The organism is Reyranella soli, from assembly GCF_007992495.1.
In the GTDB taxonomy this organism is placed as follows: Bacteria; Pseudomonadota; Alphaproteobacteria; order Reyranellales; family Reyranellaceae; genus Reyranella; species Reyranella soli.
Genome location: NZ_BKAJ01000027.1, coordinates 1 through 15,174 on the forward strand (window position 1 = coordinate 1; position 15,174 = coordinate 15,174).

Annotated in this window: 16 protein-coding genes; 4 read left to right on the top strand and 12 right to left on the bottom strand. The window is 65.6% G+C overall.

Features of this window, described 5'->3' with window-relative positions:
- Both RSO01_RS06945 and RSO01_RS06955 read right to left on the bottom strand, forming a co-directional pair.
- On the bottom strand, positions 1 to 909 hold a 909-nt coding region (locus RSO01_RS06945), incomplete at its 3' end, for a nitrogen regulation protein NR(II) (RefSeq protein ID WP_147147559.1).
- A 488-nt stretch (positions 910 to 1,397) separates the two neighbouring features.
- Positions 1,398 to 1,847, bottom strand: coding sequence for a GyrI-like domain-containing protein (locus RSO01_RS06955; protein ID WP_147147563.1), 450 nt, complete (start codon positions 1,845 to 1,847; stop codon positions 1,398 to 1,400).
- A 125-nt stretch (positions 1,848 to 1,972) separates the two neighbouring features.
- Here RSO01_RS06955 and RSO01_RS06960 point away from each other — a divergent pair, with 125 nt between their 5' ends.
- Entirely contained in the window at positions 1,973 to 2,212 is a 240-nt protein-coding gene (locus RSO01_RS06960; protein WP_147147565.1) for a hypothetical protein, read from the top strand.
- 8 nt (positions 2,213 to 2,220) lie between these two features.
- The gene (locus tag RSO01_RS06965; protein WP_170302893.1) at positions 2,221 to 2,535 is read left to right on the top strand and encodes a hypothetical protein; all 315 of its coding nucleotides are present in this window, start codon (positions 2,221 to 2,223) and stop codon (positions 2,533 to 2,535) included.
- Between the two features lie 8 nt (positions 2,536 to 2,543).
- On the opposite strand, the gene RSO01_RS06970 is transcribed toward RSO01_RS06965, so the two are convergent.
- The 10 genes from RSO01_RS06970 to RSO01_RS07015 all read right to left on the bottom strand — a co-directional run bounded on the left by RSO01_RS06970 (position 2,544) and on the right by RSO01_RS07015 (position 13,562).
- Positions 2,544 to 3,332, bottom strand: a complete 789-nt coding sequence (locus RSO01_RS06970; protein WP_147147569.1) for a 2-keto-4-pentenoate hydratase — start codon at positions 3,330 to 3,332, stop codon at positions 2,544 to 2,546.
- Positions 3,333 to 3,476: 144 nt separating this feature from the next.
- A complete protein-coding gene (locus RSO01_RS06975; RefSeq protein WP_147147571.1) occupies positions 3,477 to 5,726 on the bottom strand; it encodes a 3-hydroxyacyl-CoA dehydrogenase NAD-binding domain-containing protein in 2,250 nt (749 codons plus the stop codon).
- 97 nt (positions 5,727 to 5,823) lie between these two features.
- A complete protein-coding gene (locus RSO01_RS06980) occupies positions 5,824 to 7,035 on the bottom strand; it encodes an acetyl-CoA C-acetyltransferase (protein WP_147147573.1) in 1,212 nt (403 codons plus the stop codon).
- Between the two features lie 115 nt (positions 7,036 to 7,150).
- Positions 7,151 to 8,290, bottom strand: coding sequence for an acyl-CoA dehydrogenase family protein (locus RSO01_RS06985; protein WP_281291417.1), 1,140 nt, complete (start codon positions 8,288 to 8,290; stop codon positions 7,151 to 7,153).
- 177 nt (positions 8,291 to 8,467) lie between these two features.
- Entirely contained in the window at positions 8,468 to 9,073 is a 606-nt protein-coding gene (locus tag RSO01_RS06990; RefSeq protein ID WP_170302894.1) for a hypothetical protein, read from the bottom strand.
- 3 nt (positions 9,074 to 9,076) lie between these two features.
- The gene (locus RSO01_RS06995; RefSeq protein ID WP_147147577.1) at positions 9,077 to 9,856 is read right to left on the bottom strand and encodes a 2-keto-4-pentenoate hydratase; all 780 of its coding nucleotides are present in this window, start codon (positions 9,854 to 9,856) and stop codon (positions 9,077 to 9,079) included.
- Entirely contained in the window at positions 9,853 to 11,190 is a 1,338-nt protein-coding gene (locus RSO01_RS07000; RefSeq protein WP_147147579.1) for a TRAP transporter large permease, read from the bottom strand. Before RSO01_RS07000 ends, RSO01_RS06995 begins: the two co-directional genes overlap by 4 nt.
- The gene (locus tag RSO01_RS07005) at positions 11,190 to 11,708 is read right to left on the bottom strand and encodes a TRAP transporter small permease (protein WP_170302895.1); all 519 of its coding nucleotides are present in this window, start codon (positions 11,706 to 11,708) and stop codon (positions 11,190 to 11,192) included. The genes RSO01_RS07000 and RSO01_RS07005 overlap by 1 nt, the downstream gene beginning before the upstream one ends.
- 17 nt (positions 11,709 to 11,725) lie before the next feature.
- Positions 11,726 to 12,715 carry a TRAP transporter substrate-binding protein DctP gene (gene dctP / locus RSO01_RS07010; protein ID WP_147147582.1) on the bottom strand — a complete coding sequence of 330 codons (990 nt, stop codon included), beginning with the start codon at positions 12,713 to 12,715 and terminating at the stop codon, positions 11,726 to 11,728.
- Positions 12,716 to 12,755: 40 nt separating this feature from the next.
- A complete protein-coding gene (locus tag RSO01_RS07015; RefSeq protein WP_147147584.1) occupies positions 12,756 to 13,562 on the bottom strand; it encodes an IclR family transcriptional regulator in 807 nt (268 codons plus the stop codon).
- A gap of 204 nt (positions 13,563 to 13,766) precedes the next feature.
- Here RSO01_RS07015 and RSO01_RS07020 point away from each other — a divergent pair, with 204 nt between their 5' ends.
- The gene (locus RSO01_RS07020; RefSeq protein ID WP_170302896.1) at positions 13,767 to 14,303 is read left to right on the top strand and encodes a hypothetical protein; all 537 of its coding nucleotides are present in this window, start codon (positions 13,767 to 13,769) and stop codon (positions 14,301 to 14,303) included.
- Between the two features lie 92 nt (positions 14,304 to 14,395).
- Positions 14,396 to 15,166: a bestrophin-like domain gene (locus RSO01_RS07025; protein WP_147147588.1), complete on the top strand. Its 771-nt coding sequence runs from the start codon at positions 14,396 to 14,398 to the stop codon at positions 15,164 to 15,166.
- The last annotated feature ends 8 nt before the right edge of the window (positions 15,167 to 15,174 follow it).

Consider the following 15,174-nt stretch of genomic DNA (forward strand, 5'->3'; position numbering starts at 1 on the left):
GGCCATGTCCGGCGGATTGGCATGCGGGTCGGCGACGAAGACCGCGACCAGCACCCTGCCCCGCTCCAACCCCACCGCCTCGACCGGAACGGGTGTCATAGCCACGTTGTAAGGCAGCGCGCCTGAGCGCCGCATCACCGCCATGGCCTGGTGTGCGGTCAGATCGCGTTCGGCCGTGGCCTTGATCCGCCGCCGCACGGCCGACGTATCGGCCGGCCGTGCGGCCGCGAGCCGGTCCCGGCGCACCAAGAGTCCATCGGCCGCATCGAGGATGCGCCATGCGGCGTGATTGGCCTGCACGATACGACCGTCCGGTTCGACAACGATGACCGGCCTCGCAGTGGCATCGAGGAGCGCGTCGCTCAGCTGACGTTTCCCCTCCAGGGCGCCGAGGTGTCGACTGAGGCCGACTGCCCGGACCAGATGAGGCGACAAGGCCTGCAGCAAGGCGATCTCTTCATCCGCAAAATCGCCGGGCCGACGTCCGCGGCAGAACATGACTGCGCCAACCGCTTGTGGATCGGCAGAGGTCACGAGGCCGAAGTATGTGTGCCGGTCCTGCGGCAAGCTCCACTCATTGTAGAACGGCGAACGCATCAGGTTCTGCTTGGGCAAGAGCATCCAGTCAGCGGCGGCAACACCGGGCCGCAGCCGCCGGAATGCCGGAAATAGAGGATTGAGCTCGGGTTTGTAGAATTCCCGATTGTAAGCCTCCTGCCATTCCGGCTCGGCGCCGAATTCACTGGAAAAACTGAGCTGATTGGTTCCGCCCACCGTCGTCGCCAGGATGCCACCATTGGCGTCAAAACGTTCGCCGAGACGCACCAACGTGGCATCCCATAGCCTTGGTTCGACGCCAGCCTCATAAATCTGGCCGACCAGGTCGAGCACATCATCGGCGAGCGACATTCTACAGCCCTCTCGTAGCGGCAACCTCGGCTTGCAAAGATGGCGGTGCGCCGGGGCTGAAAGGCGCAGCGCTGCGGAAGTATCCGCAATCCGTTCCAACGTTCTGTGCAGTTTCTCACAGTCGTCCGTCGTCCGAACTGGCCAATCTACAGCAACCCTAGAAAATTCTGTCTCAATGCCCCCTCAACGGCAACATGTTGACGCGGGTGTAACGGCAATCTTCCGACCTTCGTCTTCAGTGGAGACCGGCAAAAGTCGGTTCCTACTGAAGAGGGAGACAGCAATGCAGGCACTTTGCTCAATCGCGGTCACGATCCTCGCCCTTGCCGGCTCGGGAGAGTGCAAGACACGGGTCGAGGGCATGACGTCCGAGACTCGCGCGACCAACGTCCAATATGCAGGTAATGGCCTGCCCCGGCTGCCGAGCGTGCCTCGCCTGCCGAGTCTGCCGCGTCTACCCCGCGTGCCGAAGCCCAAGTGGCCCTGACTCAGGCCAACAGCGCGTAAAGATCCGTCTCGAGCTTGGCGGGATCGACGCCCTGCCAGGGCATGTAGATTTCCCAGTTGATGCCCGTGAGTTCGAGCTTCTCGGCGGCGCACCACGCGAACAGCGTCTGCCAGGCGCCCGGCATGCCGTCGAACGGTCCCTTGAGCTGAAAGTGCGCAGCGCGCCCGGCTGGCAGATCCGACGGCACGATCTCGCCGCGGCCGGCAAAGCTCTGGCCGACGATGGTGCCGATTTCCATGTCGAGCGCGTCCTTCGCCGGCGTGCGAAAGCGCGTCAGCGGCCGGCCGAGCGGACCGGCGTCGAGCGACGGCAGCGCCGCATCGATCGCGGCACGCGCCGAGCGCTGGGCCATGGGTATTTCCGGGAACGGCACCTTGGCCTTGACCACCGCCGTCAGCTGACGGTCGACCGTCACGATTGAGCAAGCCATGGGTTGCACTCCATCACTTAACCATATGGTTTAGTGATAGGCGCTTCCATCACGCCCGTCAACAAGACCTGTAACGACCCGGTTCGGACCTCCGTCTCCCAGACAGACCTTCTGATGGGGAGACGATGAAAGTCGCAAACAGATCACCGATCCTGGCGGCGATATCCTTGGTCGCTGCCTTGGTCGGCCTCGGCACCTACCTCGCCGCCCTCGAAGTCGCGTGGAACAGCCCGGGCGTCGGACCGTCGGTCATCGGCGGCTACGCCTACGCCGCGCGCGACGAACTGGGACGACCGACCTGCCGGCGCAGCAACTTCGGCGATCCGCAGCGGCCCATCGTCAGGATCGGCCAGAACTGCCCATGACGCCGATCATGTCCCATGCCGTCGCCTTCATACGATGCGTCGCCGTTTGGTCCGTCGTCGCCCTGCCCTTCGCGCCTTCGGTGTTGGGCGTCTACTTGAGCTGGTCATACTGCTTCTCGACGAGGCATGCCGATCCTGTCGGCTGCTTCGCCGTCGTAACGTACCTTGCCCCGATCGCTTTCGTATTCGGGCCACTGTCCGGCATCGTCAGCGAGCCCGTCAACCGATGGCCGGATATCCTGGCGACGGCGCTCATTCTCGCCGTGTTCGCAACGACGATGAGCTTCGCCTGCAGAAAGCTGATGGCCTATCGGCCCGGCTAAACGCAGCGCTACTTGACGGTGATCTCCGTGCCGCCCAGGCCGACGTACTCCGTCTTGGCCTTGCCCGGCCCGGGCAGGAACACCGGCGGATGCACCGATCCCGTGAGAATCACGTCGCCCGCCTTCAGGTGCTTGCCGTGCTCCAAAAGCTTGTTGGCGAGCCAGGCGAGCGAGATCAGGGCGCTGCCCATGACGTTGGTGCCGGGGCCGGCGCCGATCTCCTTGCCCTCGAACTCCGAGCGGCCCTTCAGGCCGGCGAAGTCGACCGTCTGCCAGTCCTTCACGTCGGTGCCGACGATGCAGGCGGCCTGCAGCACGTCGTCGGCGATGCGGCCGGGGCCGCTCACCTTGGTGACGTCGGCGTAGCGGTTCTCGACGACCTCGGCGCCGCAGTGGAAGCTGGCGACGTGGGCCTTGATGCTGTCGGCCGTATAGCCGCCCGCCGTCGCGTCCTTGGACATGCGCGCCACCATCTCGCATTCGATGCCGGCCTTGATCGGCCAGCCCTTCTCGAACACGGCGCCGGTCGGCCGCACGCCACTCTTGTAGATGCCGGCAAACACGGGACCCGAGAGCTTCATCGGCTCGTACTGCGAGGGCAGCGTCAGCGCGACCTTCCAGCCGGCCATGGCGTCCTTGCCGTCGGCGGTCAGGCGGTCGTGGACGGCGAACTGGACCTTGTAGGAATCGGCCTCGCTCAAGGCCGCCGTGTCGGCGGCGAGGAAGTCCATCACCTGGCGGCTGCGCCGGCCCGCGGCGATGCGATCAGCGAGTGCGGCGATTTCCTTGTCGTTCACGGTGATTCCCTCCGATTTCGGTCGGGAGGATTGTGGCGCACAAATGTGAATTACAAAACACCTGTCATCCCGAGGCCGAAGGCCGAGGGACCTTTACGGTTGCCTGAAAGGTCCCTCGCTGCGCTCGGGATGACAGCGTGCGCGTTACGCCGCTTTCGCAGGATGGTAATCGCCGTAGAAGCTCTGGCCCTTGGCGGCCATGTCGCGCAGCAGCTTCGGCACCTCGAACTGCGCGCCGTACTTCTTGGCGAACTCGTCGCACTCGGCGACGAAGGTTTTTACGCCGACCTGGTCGATCAGGCTGACGGCGCCGCCGGTCTGCGGCGCGAAGCCCAGGCCCATGATCGAGCCGACGTCGCCGTCCTGCGGCGCGGTGAGCACGTTGGCTTCCAGGCAGCGCACCGTGTCGACGGCCTGCACATAGAGGAGACGCTTCTTGATCTCCTCCTCCTTGGCGCGCTTCTCCTCGCCCTCGCCGTAGAGCAGCTTGGGATCGGCCGGGAAGTGCTTCTGCAGATCGGGCCACAGGCGCTTCTTGCCGTCGGCCGGATACTCATAGAAGCCCTTGCCGTTCTTGCGGCCGAAGCGCTCGAGCTTCTTGACCATCAGCTCGAGGATGTCCTCGGTGCCCGAGCCCTCGAACTTCTGACCGGCGGCCTCGGCGTCGCGCCGCGTCTGGTCCATGATCTTCCACGAAAGGTCGATCGCGACCTCGTCGTTCAGCGCCAGCGGGCCGACCGGCATGCCGGCAAAGCGCGCGCAGTTCTCGATCATGGCGGCCGGCACGCCCTCCTTCAGGAGACGATGGCCCTCGCTGATGAAGGCGCCGCAGACGCGCGACGTAAAGAAGCCGCGGCTGTCATTCACCACGATCGGCGTCTTGCGGATTTTTTGCACGAAATCCATGGCACGCGCCAAGGTCTCCTGCGAGGTCTTCTTGCCGACGATGATCTCGACCAGCGGCATCTTCTCGACCGGCGAGAAGAAGTGCAGGCCGATGAACTGGTCGGGCTTCGACGAGGCCTCGGCCAGGCCAGTGATCGGCAGAGTCGAGGTGTTCGATGCGAACACCGCATCCTTCGGCAGCGCCGCCTCGGCCTTCTTGGTGGCCTCGGCCTTGACCTCCCGGTTCTCGAACACCGCCTCGATCACGAGCTGGACGTCCTTCAGCGCGCCGAAGTCCGGCGTCGCCGTCACCTTGGCCAGCAGACCGTCGCGCCTGGCCTGGTCAAGCCGCCCGCGCTTCACGAGCTTGTCGAGCTCGGCAGCGATGTGGGCCTTGCCCTTGTCGGCAGCCGCCTGGTCGCGGTCGATCAGCACGATGTCGAGCCCGGCCTGCACCGAGACGGTGGCGATGCCCGCCCCCATGAGGCCGGCACCCAGTATGCCGATCTTCTTGTACTCCTGCTTCGGCACCCCCTTGGGCCGACGCGCGAGCTTGTTCGCCTCCTGCAGGCCGAAGAACAGCGTGCGGATCATGCTCTTGGCGACGGGATCGCGCAGCAGCGAGACGAAGTAGCGGGTTTCCACGCGCAATGCCGTGTCGAACGGCAGCTGCAGGCCCTCGTAGACGCAGCTCATGATCGCCTTGGGCGCCGGATAGACGCCGTTGGTCTTGCCGGCGATCATGGCGTTGCCGCCGATGAAGGTCTGCACGCCCGGCGGGCTCCACACCGCGCCGCCCGGGAAGCCCGGGGTCTTGAAGCCCTTGCGGTCCCACGGCTGCACGGCGCGGCCGTCGATCGGCTTGGCGCCCTTGCCGGCGTATTCCGGCACGACCTGTTCAGCCGCCGGCGCCATCAGCCAGGCCTTCGCCTTGGCGAGAAGCTCCTGCGCCGGCACGACGTCGTGGATCAGGCCGAGGCCCTTGGCGGCATCGACCGTGAGGTCCTTGCCCTCGAGCAGGATGGGCGCTGCGTTCATCACGCCGATCAGGCGCGGGATGCGCTGCGTGCCGCCGCCGCCCGGCAGCAGGCCGATCTTGACCTCGGGCTGGCCGACCTTGGCCCTCGGGTTGGCCGCGGCGATGCGATGGTGGCAGGCGAGGCAGATCTCGAAGCCGCCGCCCAGCGCGGTGCCGTTGATAGCGGCCACGATCGGCTTGCCGCCGGTCTCCTGGCGGCGAAAGATCTTCTGCAGCTGGCTGAACTGGTCCATCAGCTTGGCGGCGTCGGAGGTGTCGGTGCCGAGAAGCATTTCCAGGTCGGCGCCGGCGATGAAGTCGGCCTTGGCCGAGGTCAGGATGATGCCCTTGACCTTGTCGTCCTTGAGAGCGTCCTCGAGCGCGCCGGTGTAGGCCGTCAGCGAGGCCTCGTTCAGCACGTTCATGGTGCGGCCCGGCATGTCCCAGGTGATGGTGGCGATGCCGTCGCTATCGACGTTGTAGTTGATCATGGTTCGATTCCTCTTCGCTGGGGGCGCGCCACTCCAGTGGCGCGATCATTCCTTGCGGCCGAGCATGACGCGCGACTGGAGTCGCGCGCCCCCAGCCTCAGACGCGCTCGATGATCGTGGCGGTGCCCATGCCGGCGCCGACGCAGAGCGTGGCCAGGCCGGTCGAGAGGTTGCGCCGCTCCATCTCGTCGAGCAGCGTTCCCAGGATCATGGCGCCGGTGGCGCCCAGCGGATGGCCCATGGCGATGGCGCCGCCGTTCACGTTGATCCTGTCGTGCGGCATCTTGAGGATCTGCAGGTAGCGCAGCACGACGGCGGCGAAGGCCTCGTTCAGCTCCCAGAGATCGATGTCCTTCGCCGTCATGCCGGCACGCTTCAGCGCCTTCTCCGACGCGGGCGCGGGCCCGGTCAGCATGATGGCGGGCTCCGAGCCGATCGAAGCGAAGGAGCGGATCCTTGCGCGCGGCCTCAGCCCCGCCTTCTCGCCGAACTCCTTGGTGCCGATCAGGATAGCGGCGGCGCCGTCGACGATGCCCGACGAGTTGCCGGCATGGTGGACGTGGGTGATCTTCTCGACCTCGGGGTAGCGCTGGATGGCCACCGCATCGAAGCCCGGCATCATCTCGCCCTGCATCTTGAAGCTGGGCTCGAGCGCCGCCAGCGTCTGCATGGTCGTCTGCGGCCGCATCAGCTCGTCGTGCGCGAGAAGCTCGACGCCGTTCTGGTCCTTCACCGGCACGATCGACTTCTTGAAGTAGCCGGCGTCCCAGGCGGCCTTGGCGCGCTTCTGCGATTCGACGGCGTAGGCGTCGACGTCGTCGCGGCTCAGCCCGTACTTGGTGGCGATCAGGTCGGCCGAGATGCCCTGGGGCACGAAGTACATCGGGATGGCGACCGCGGGATCGGTCGGCCAGGCGCCGCCGTCGGAGCCCATGGGCACGCGCGACATCGATTCGACGCCGCCGCCGATCGCGGCCTGGCTCTGGCCCGACATGACCTGCGCCGCCGCCATGTTGGTGGCTTCCAGGCCCGAGGCGCAGAAGCGGTTGACCTGCACGCCCGACACGGTCTCGGCATAGCCCGCGACGACCGCCGCGGTGCGGGCGATGTCCGCGCCCTGCTCGCCGATCGGCATGACGCAGCCCAGCACGACGTCGTCGACCAGGTGGGTGTCGAGCTTGTTGCGGTCGCGGATCGCCTGTAGGGCGGTCACGGCCAGCCGCACCGGGGTCACTTCGTGCAGCGAGCCGTCCTTGCGGCCCTTGCCGCGCGGGGTGCGGACGGCGTCGTAGATGAATGCGTCGGTCATGGTCGGTCTCCTTGAATGCGCGAACCAGTGAAGCTGTCACCCCGAGCGAAGCGAGGGGCCTTTGAGGCCACAGGAAAGGTCCCTCGCTACGCTCGGGATGACAGTCGTCGTGTTGCTAAAGCGTCCTTCCGATCAGTTCTTTCATGATCTCGTTGGTGCCGCCGTAGATCTTCTGCACGCGCGCGTCGGCGTAGAGGCGCGCGATCGGGTATTCCCACATGTAGCCGTAGCCGCCGAAGAACTGCAGGCACTCGTCGATCAGCTCGCACTGCAGGTCGGTGGTGTAGTACTTGGCCATCGCCGCCGTGGCGACGTCGAGCTCGCCCTTGAGGTGCTTGGCGACGCAATCGTCGACGAACACGCGCGCGACCAGTGCCTTGGTCTTGAGCTCGGCCAATTTGAAGCGGGTGTTCTGGAAATCGATGATCGCCTTGCCGAAGGCCTTGCGGTCCTTCACGTAGGCGACGGTGTGCTCCATCGCCGCCTCGATGGCGGCAATGGCCTGGATGGCGATCACCAGCCGCTCCTGCGGCAGCTGCTGCATGAGCTGGATGAAGCCCATGCCGGGGCCGCCGAGCAGGTGATCGGCCGGCACACGCACATTGTCGAAGAACAGCTCCGACGTGTCCTGCGCCTTCATGCCGATCTTCTCGAGATTGCGGCCGCGCTTGAAGCCTTCCGTCTTGGTCTCGACGGCGATCAGCGACGTGCCCTTGGCGCCGAGCTTGGGATCGGTCTTGGCGACCACGATCACCAGGTCGGCGAGCTGGCCGTTGCTGATGAAGGTCTTCGACCCGTTGATCACCCAGTGATTGCCGTCCATCACCGCGTTGGTCTTGACCGACTGCAGGTCCGAGCCGGTGCCGGGCTCGGTCATGGCAATGGCGGTGACCAGCTCACCGGAGCACGCCTTGGGGATCCATTTCTTCTTCTGCTCTTCGGTACCGTAGTGCAGCAGGTAGGGCACGACGATGTCGTTGTGCAGCGAGAAGGCCGGCCCGGAAGCGAGGGCGCGGCCCTGCTCCTCGATCAGGATGGCGCTGTAGAGAAAGTCGGCGCCGGCGCCGCCGTATTCCTCGGGCATGGTCATGCCCAGAAGCCCCTGCTCGCCCGCCTTGCGCCACAGCGCGCGCGGGACGATGCCTTCCTCCTCCCACTTCATATGGAAAGGCGTGACCTCTTTCTCGAAGAAGCGCCGGCAGGTGTCGCGGAACATCTGGTGTTCGGGCGTGTAATGGGCTGCCAACGCTGTCACTGAGCGCTCCTCCGGCGGTCGATCAACGGGGTCTTGTTCTTGGGACTTTGGTCCGCCGACGCCTGCTCCGCCAGCGCTCGGGATGTAGTTTACCTTTACGTAAACGTCAACTGAGGCCGGCAGCCCTGTCGGAGGCCGTTTGCCCCAGCCACCTACGCTGCGCAGGAGCGAAGGAGGCTATCGGCCGAGGGGTGTCAGGGCGGGGCATGGGTGCTGCGGCGAGCCCGCCTCGCACACGCTCACTTCTCCGAGGTATTTCTTCATTTTCTCGACTTGGTCCGGCGAGGCGGCCGCGCGGACCGCGCGCTGGACGACATAGAAACTGTCGTTTCCCTTGATCGCCCGGAACATCGTCGTCTCGGGCTTGCCGGTCGCTGCCAGTAATGGGCAGTGGAGCATCATCATCGAGGCGGTGTAGCCGTTCGCCTTGCCCGTCGGGATGGAGGCGGGCTTGCTGCCCGGGCACGCTGCGAGCCACTGCTGCTGCAGCCTGCCGAGAAACTGCGCGGGATCAAGGTCGGCTCTCCTGGTGAAGATCTGCACGGTGACCATTTCCGACCAGTTCTGCACCGTCTCAGCCGCAGGCACCCACTCCATGAGATTGACGCCGTTGCTCGTCCCCTTGTAGCCGACCTTGAAGCCGGCCGGCGGCGCCACCAGGAGGTTCTCGCCCTTGAGCTGCGCCTGCGACGGCGCAGCGGCCAGGCAGAAAACCGACATCAACCCGATGACCGCCCATCTGATCAGCATTCGCTCGTCCAATCCCTCGACACAGCGCCGCATTCGTCAGCCGGTAAAGTGAATTTCGACCTTGCCGAGTGCCGCACCGAAATCAGCCTCGACTGTGCTCCCAGCAGAGACGAAGTGCAGCCCGGTGCAGGTCCCAGCAGCGACCAGTTCGCCCGCGCGCAGGCCATCGCCTCGACGCGACATTTCGTTGGCGAGCCAGGTCAGCGCAATGAGCGGATGGCCGAGCACCAGGGCGCCGGTCCCCTCGCCCTTCAATGCGCCATCGACCGATAGGGTAACGCGGTGGGTCGCGAGATCGAGGCTGCGCCATGCCTCGAAGGCGGTCCCGACCACGACACCGCCATTGAAGGCATTGTCGGCAGTGATCTCCTCGATGCGGCGGCTCCGCCACTCGGAAAGGCGCGTGTCGCAGATCTCGATGAGCGGCACGACGGCGTCGACCGCAGCGCTCACCTCTTCCCGCTCATAGGGCGCCGACCGCGCCGGCAGGTCGCGGCCGACCTGGAAGCCGAACTCCGCTTCGACGCCGGCGACGAAGAAACGGGCGGCCGGGATGGTAGCCGGCTGCTGCCACAGCGCGTCGCGGAACAGGACGCCGGCGATCGGCCCCGGCGAATTGACGAGCCGCTGCGACTGTTCCGACGAGCAACCGACCTTGCGGCCGACGACCGCCTCGTCCCACAGCGGGCGAAACGCAGCCTGCACGGCGTAGGCGTCGTCGAACGTCCGCACATCGGGAAGTCCCGGCACCGTCTCGTGCGCACGCCGGCCGGCCACCAACAGGCGGGCGGCCTCGATTGCCGCAGGCTTGGTCATCGCATGGCTCCCGTAAGCAGCGTGGCAACGGATGGCACGAACACGACGAGCATCAGCACGCCGAAGACGATCACCGTATAGGGAAAGGCGGCCGCCCAGACCTGGCGCATGGTGATCTCCGGCGGCGCCACGCCCTTCATGACGAACAGCAGAAGCCCGAACGGCGGCGTCAGCAAGCCGATCTGCAGCGAGATCAGCAGGATGACGCCGAGCCAGACGAGATCCATGTTGAGGGCGTTGGCGAGCGGCATGAAGAACGGGAACGTGAGCAGCATCATGCTGATCTGGTCCATGAAGCAGCCGAGGACGAGCAGGATCGCGATCATCACGAACACGGCGATCAACGGCGTGAATTCGTACTTGGCGATCTCGGCCAGCGCGCCGTCGGTGGCGCCCGAGAAGGCCAGGATCTGGGCAAAGGTCGTGGAGGCGGCGATGATGAAGAAGATCATCGTCGTCACGGCCGCGGTGCTTTTGAGGCTCTCGAACAGGACCTTCCAGGTGAGCGCCCGGTAGCACAGCGCCAGCGCGACGGTGGCCAGGCAACCCAGGGCCGCCGAATCGGTCGGCGAGGCCCAGCCCATGAACATGCTGCCCATGACGACGATGAAGATGAACGACAGCGGCACGACGTCGATGAAGAACGGCCGCCAGCGCTCGACCAATGTCATGGGCGCCTTTGACGCTTCGTCCCGAGGGGCAAGATCGGGCCGCATCCAGCACCGGACGACGATCCAGATCAGGAAGCACACGCTCATGATCAGGCCCGGAATGATGCCGGCGATCAGCAGGTCCGACACCGACACCTTGTCGCGGCTGACGCTGCTCGCCAGCGTCGCCAGCAGGACGGTCAGCGCCGACGGCGGGATCAGCATGTCGACGCCGCCGATCGCCATGATCGGGCCCATCGCCATCGACGGATGATAGCCGCGCCGCAGCATCTCGGGCAGCAGCGACTGGCCGAGCATTGCCGTCGTGGCGATCGTCGAGCCGCTCAGCGCCGAGAAGATCGTGCCGCCGCTCACGGCCACGACGGACAGGCGGCCCGGCACGGCGAGGATCAGGCGATCGATGGCGTCGATGGCGCGGAAGGCCATGCCGCTGCGCAGCAGGATGTCGCCCATCACCAGGAACAGCGGCACCGGCGCCAGGTTGAAGTTGGCGATCGACGCCATCGAGCCGCGGATGAACGACATGATGCCGTTCTCGCCACCCAGGAAGACGATGGCGCCGACGATGTTGGTGAGGAAGAAGGCGAAGGCGACCGGCAGGCCGATCAGCATCACGAGACAAACGAGGCCCAGCATGAGGGCCAGGGCGGCGGGCCATGCCATCACAAGGTCGCCCGGTCGGTGACGTCATACGAGTCGCGCACGACGCTCTGGACACGCATGAAACGCAGGGTGAACTCGATGGCCAACATCAGCGCGCTGACCGGAATGGCGAGAAAGAGCAGCCATTCCGGCACGTACCAGGTCTTGTAGGCGACCATGTTGTTGCGCCAGGCGTCGCTGACGACGGCGCTGCCGTAGTAGAGCAGCACGAGACTGATGCCGAGGCCGACCAAGTCGACCAGCTGCTCCAGCCGGACCGCCAGCCGCTTGGGCAAGGCAACGAACAGCATGTCGACGCGGACATGGTTGCCCTGGCGGAGGACCCAGGGCGCCGCCAGGAAAGTGCCGGCGTACATCAGGTACTCGCTGAGCTCGATCAGCCACGGCAGCGAGCCGAGCCCGAAGTCGCGCAAGGCGACGTCGATGCAGATCAGCGCGATGATCAGCCCGATCACCAGGCCGAACAGGATTCCGAAGAAGCCGATCAGCTTCTCGAAGAGGCGAAGCGCGATGGTCACGGGAAGGATCCGCTCGCCTACTCCTTGGTGAAATAGCCGCGGAGCTTCGGACCGTTCTCGGGGCTGATCTTATTGACCACCGCCCAGCCCGCCTCGCGCGCTTCCTTCACGTAACGCTGCTCATCGGCCGGCGCGAAGCGGATCGCCTTGATGCCGGCTTCCTCCTGCTTCTTGCGCTCGGCCTCGATCAGGGCGACGTCGGCGGTGCTGGCCTCGATCTCCATCGCGAGGTCGAGCAGCAGCTTGCGCTGGGCATCGTTCAGCTTCTTGGTCCAGGTGTCGTGGTTGGCCAGCAGCGTGATGTCGGGATGATAGAAGCCCGGATCGACGCGGAACTTCGTCACCTTCTGCCACGAGTAGTCGAAGATGCCGCGCGTGGCCCAGCCGTAGCCGTCGACCGTGTTGCGCTCGAGCATGGTGTAGACCTCGGGCGGGGTCGAGTTGATGCCGGTACCGCCGAGCTTCTCCACCATCGGCCGATACATCGGCGTGACGCGAATCTTGAGCCCGGAGAAATCGGGCTTGGCGATCTCCTTGTTCAGGAAGATATGGGCCCGCTCGTAGTTGTAGAAGCGGGCAAGGAACTCGGTGTTGGCCTTCTCGACGTGCAGCTTGTTGAGGAAGGCGAGGCCGCCGTTGCTGCGCAGCTCCGACATCGGCACCTCGATCAGCTTCATCGCCTCGGCTTCGGGCAGCACGTTGCCGTAGTAGGCACTCGACGTCGTGACGATATCGATGACGCCGTCCTTCAGGTTCTTGCCGACATCGAAGAGCGGCATGACCTTCGGCGCACCGCCGAGATACTGGATGCGAATCTGGCCTTTACCCTTCTCGTTGACCGCCTTGATGTACTGCTCGAACTTCTGGGCGTAGATGGAGCCTTCCTGGAAGGCCGCGACGCCCTTGAGCACGACTTCCTGGGCCGCGGCCGGAAACGAGAACGCGATCAGCACCGAGCTCAGCGCCATGCCGATCGCGGACGGCCGTTGCCTCTTCAATCCCCACATTTCATCCTCCCTCACCTATGGCGCCGCACACCCGCGCCGTTCAACCCGCAGTCCCTGCAATACTGGCCGCGGCATGGGCAACGCGAGGCCCCACATCAGCCAGCGCCCGCTCCTCGGAAATCTCGAAAGGCGGCCCGCCGCAATTCACCGCCAGCACGACGCCGTCGGCGGTGACGACCGGCGCCCCGACGCCGACGACATCGGCGCGCCACTCGCCGGCGGAAACACAGAAGCCGCTGCGTTCGAGCATCTCGAAGGCAGTGTCGATACCCGAACGGATCGTACGCCACTCCCGGCCTGCGTCACGCCGGATGCGGTCGAGCAGGCCACGACGCTCGGACTCCGGGACGGCAAACAGGTAGGCCCGCCCCATCGCCGTCGTCGCCAACGGGATGCGGGCGCCGAGATCGAAGCGCGCCGGCGGCGCGTTGTCGTGGCGGACCGTGTCGATGTTGATCATGTGCAGCTGGTCGCGGGCCCCCAGCGACACCGGCAGGCGCGTCGCCTCGGCGACCTCGCGCAGGAAAGGGTGAGCCGCGATCCGGTACGGCATGCCCGACAACAGGGAATGACAAAGCGAGGCGATCGCCGCGCCCAGCGTATAGCGGCCAAGCCGCGGCACATAGGCGAGATAGCCCAGCGCCGTCAGGGTCTGGGTCAGGCGCGAAACTGCCGGACGGGACAGACCGGTGCGCGCGGCGATCTCGGCATTGCTGAGCGCGCTTTCGCCGGGCCGGAAGGCCCTCAGCACGGAAAGGCCGCGGGCGAGTCCCTGGACGACAAGAGGCTCCTCCCCAGCCAGGAGGTCGGTTTCAGCCTTGCGCTGCAATGGCGACAAGCGACCCATGGCAAAAATTGCAATAGATGGAATTGAATTGTCAATCTGGGCGGCCGGCGTGCCGCTCAACGTCCGATTGTGCCGCCATTGTGGCAATCCACCGCCGAAGCGGACGGCCGATCAATCATTCCGGACACGCGATCATCCCGACTGAAGCTATCAAGTACGTGGGTGGATGCTTCGTTGTGTGGGAGAAGTGTCGTGATCTTCGGGATGTCTCTGTCGACTTTCACAGTCGTGCACGTGGTGCTGAGCCTGGTCGGCATCGCCTCGGGCGTGCTCGTCCTGCTGCGCCCGTCCGCGTCGCCGAAGGCGTGGGGCCTGACGACGCTGTTCCTCGTGACCACGCTCGCCGCCAGCGTCACGGGGCTGCTCTACCTTCTGTCGTTCCCGCGCTTCGGCATGGGACACGGCATCGCCATCGCCTCGCTGGCGGTCTTCGTGCCGACCCTGCTGGCGTTGTGGCGCCATAAGCTGGCCGGGCCGTGGCGCGCGATCTATGTCACCGGTGCGGCGACCCTGCTCTATCTCAACGCCTTCATCGCCGTGATGCAGGCCTTCGGCAAGATCGGCTTCCTGCGCGCGCTGCCGGCAACGACGCTGGGCTCGCCGCTGTTCCTCGCCCATCTGCTCGTGCTGGCGATCTCGGTGTGGCTCGCCATCCACGCCTTCACCGGCCTTCAGCCCGGCGGCGCCCCACGGCGCGTTCGCAGGCCACGGCCGCTGCGCGTCGCGGATCGCTGGAACTGAGGAGAGCGCTGTCGGATTGTACTGAAAAGGTCGTCGCGACCAGCGTGGGTTGGTCGCGGCGACTTTTCATGGTGGCTGCGGTACGGTGTCGGGTGATCGACAGCTCCAGCCTGCTCATCTGCGTGATGGCCCTTGTTGCAATGTTCGGCGGAGGGCTGATCGGCATCTTCGTCGCGCGGCTCCTGCCGGCGCATCATTTGAGCACCTCGTCGGCAAGCGCGGTGAAGCTGATGGCCACCGTGGTGGTATCGCTGACCTCCCTGGTGCTCGCCCTGATGCTCTCCTCGGCGAACAGTTCGTTTTCGGTCAATGCCGGGATCGTGAAGAAGCTCAGCTCCGATCTCATTCACCTGGATCACCTGCTGCGGGCGTACGGGCCGGAAGCGGACGAGGCGCGTGCGAACCTGCGTGCCTACACGGCCCGGAAGAACGACGAACTTTTCCCGGCGTCGACCGTGCCATCTTCGACCGATCGGGAGACATCCGATCGACTGGACGCCCTCCTCGACTCCGTCCTGTCGCTGACCCCCGCCGACCGACGACACACGGCGCTGGTCCAGCAAGCGCTCGCCATCACGTCCAGCATCTATGCCGAGCGATGGCTGCTGTGGGAAAACCCCGGCACCACGGTTCCCGCACAATTCCTCTTCGTGCTGACCTTCTGGCTCTTTCTCATCTTCGTCAGTTTCGGCTTGTTCGCGCCGGCCAATCTCACGGTGATCGCCAGCTTTTTCCTGTGCTCACTGGCGGTCACGGGGGCCATGCTCATGATTCTCGACCTGGGCGATCCGATGCATCCCGGCTGGGTTCAGGTCTCCGGCGAGCCGCTGCGCCGCGCGGTGATCGAGATCGGCCGTCCGTAAGGGAGGCC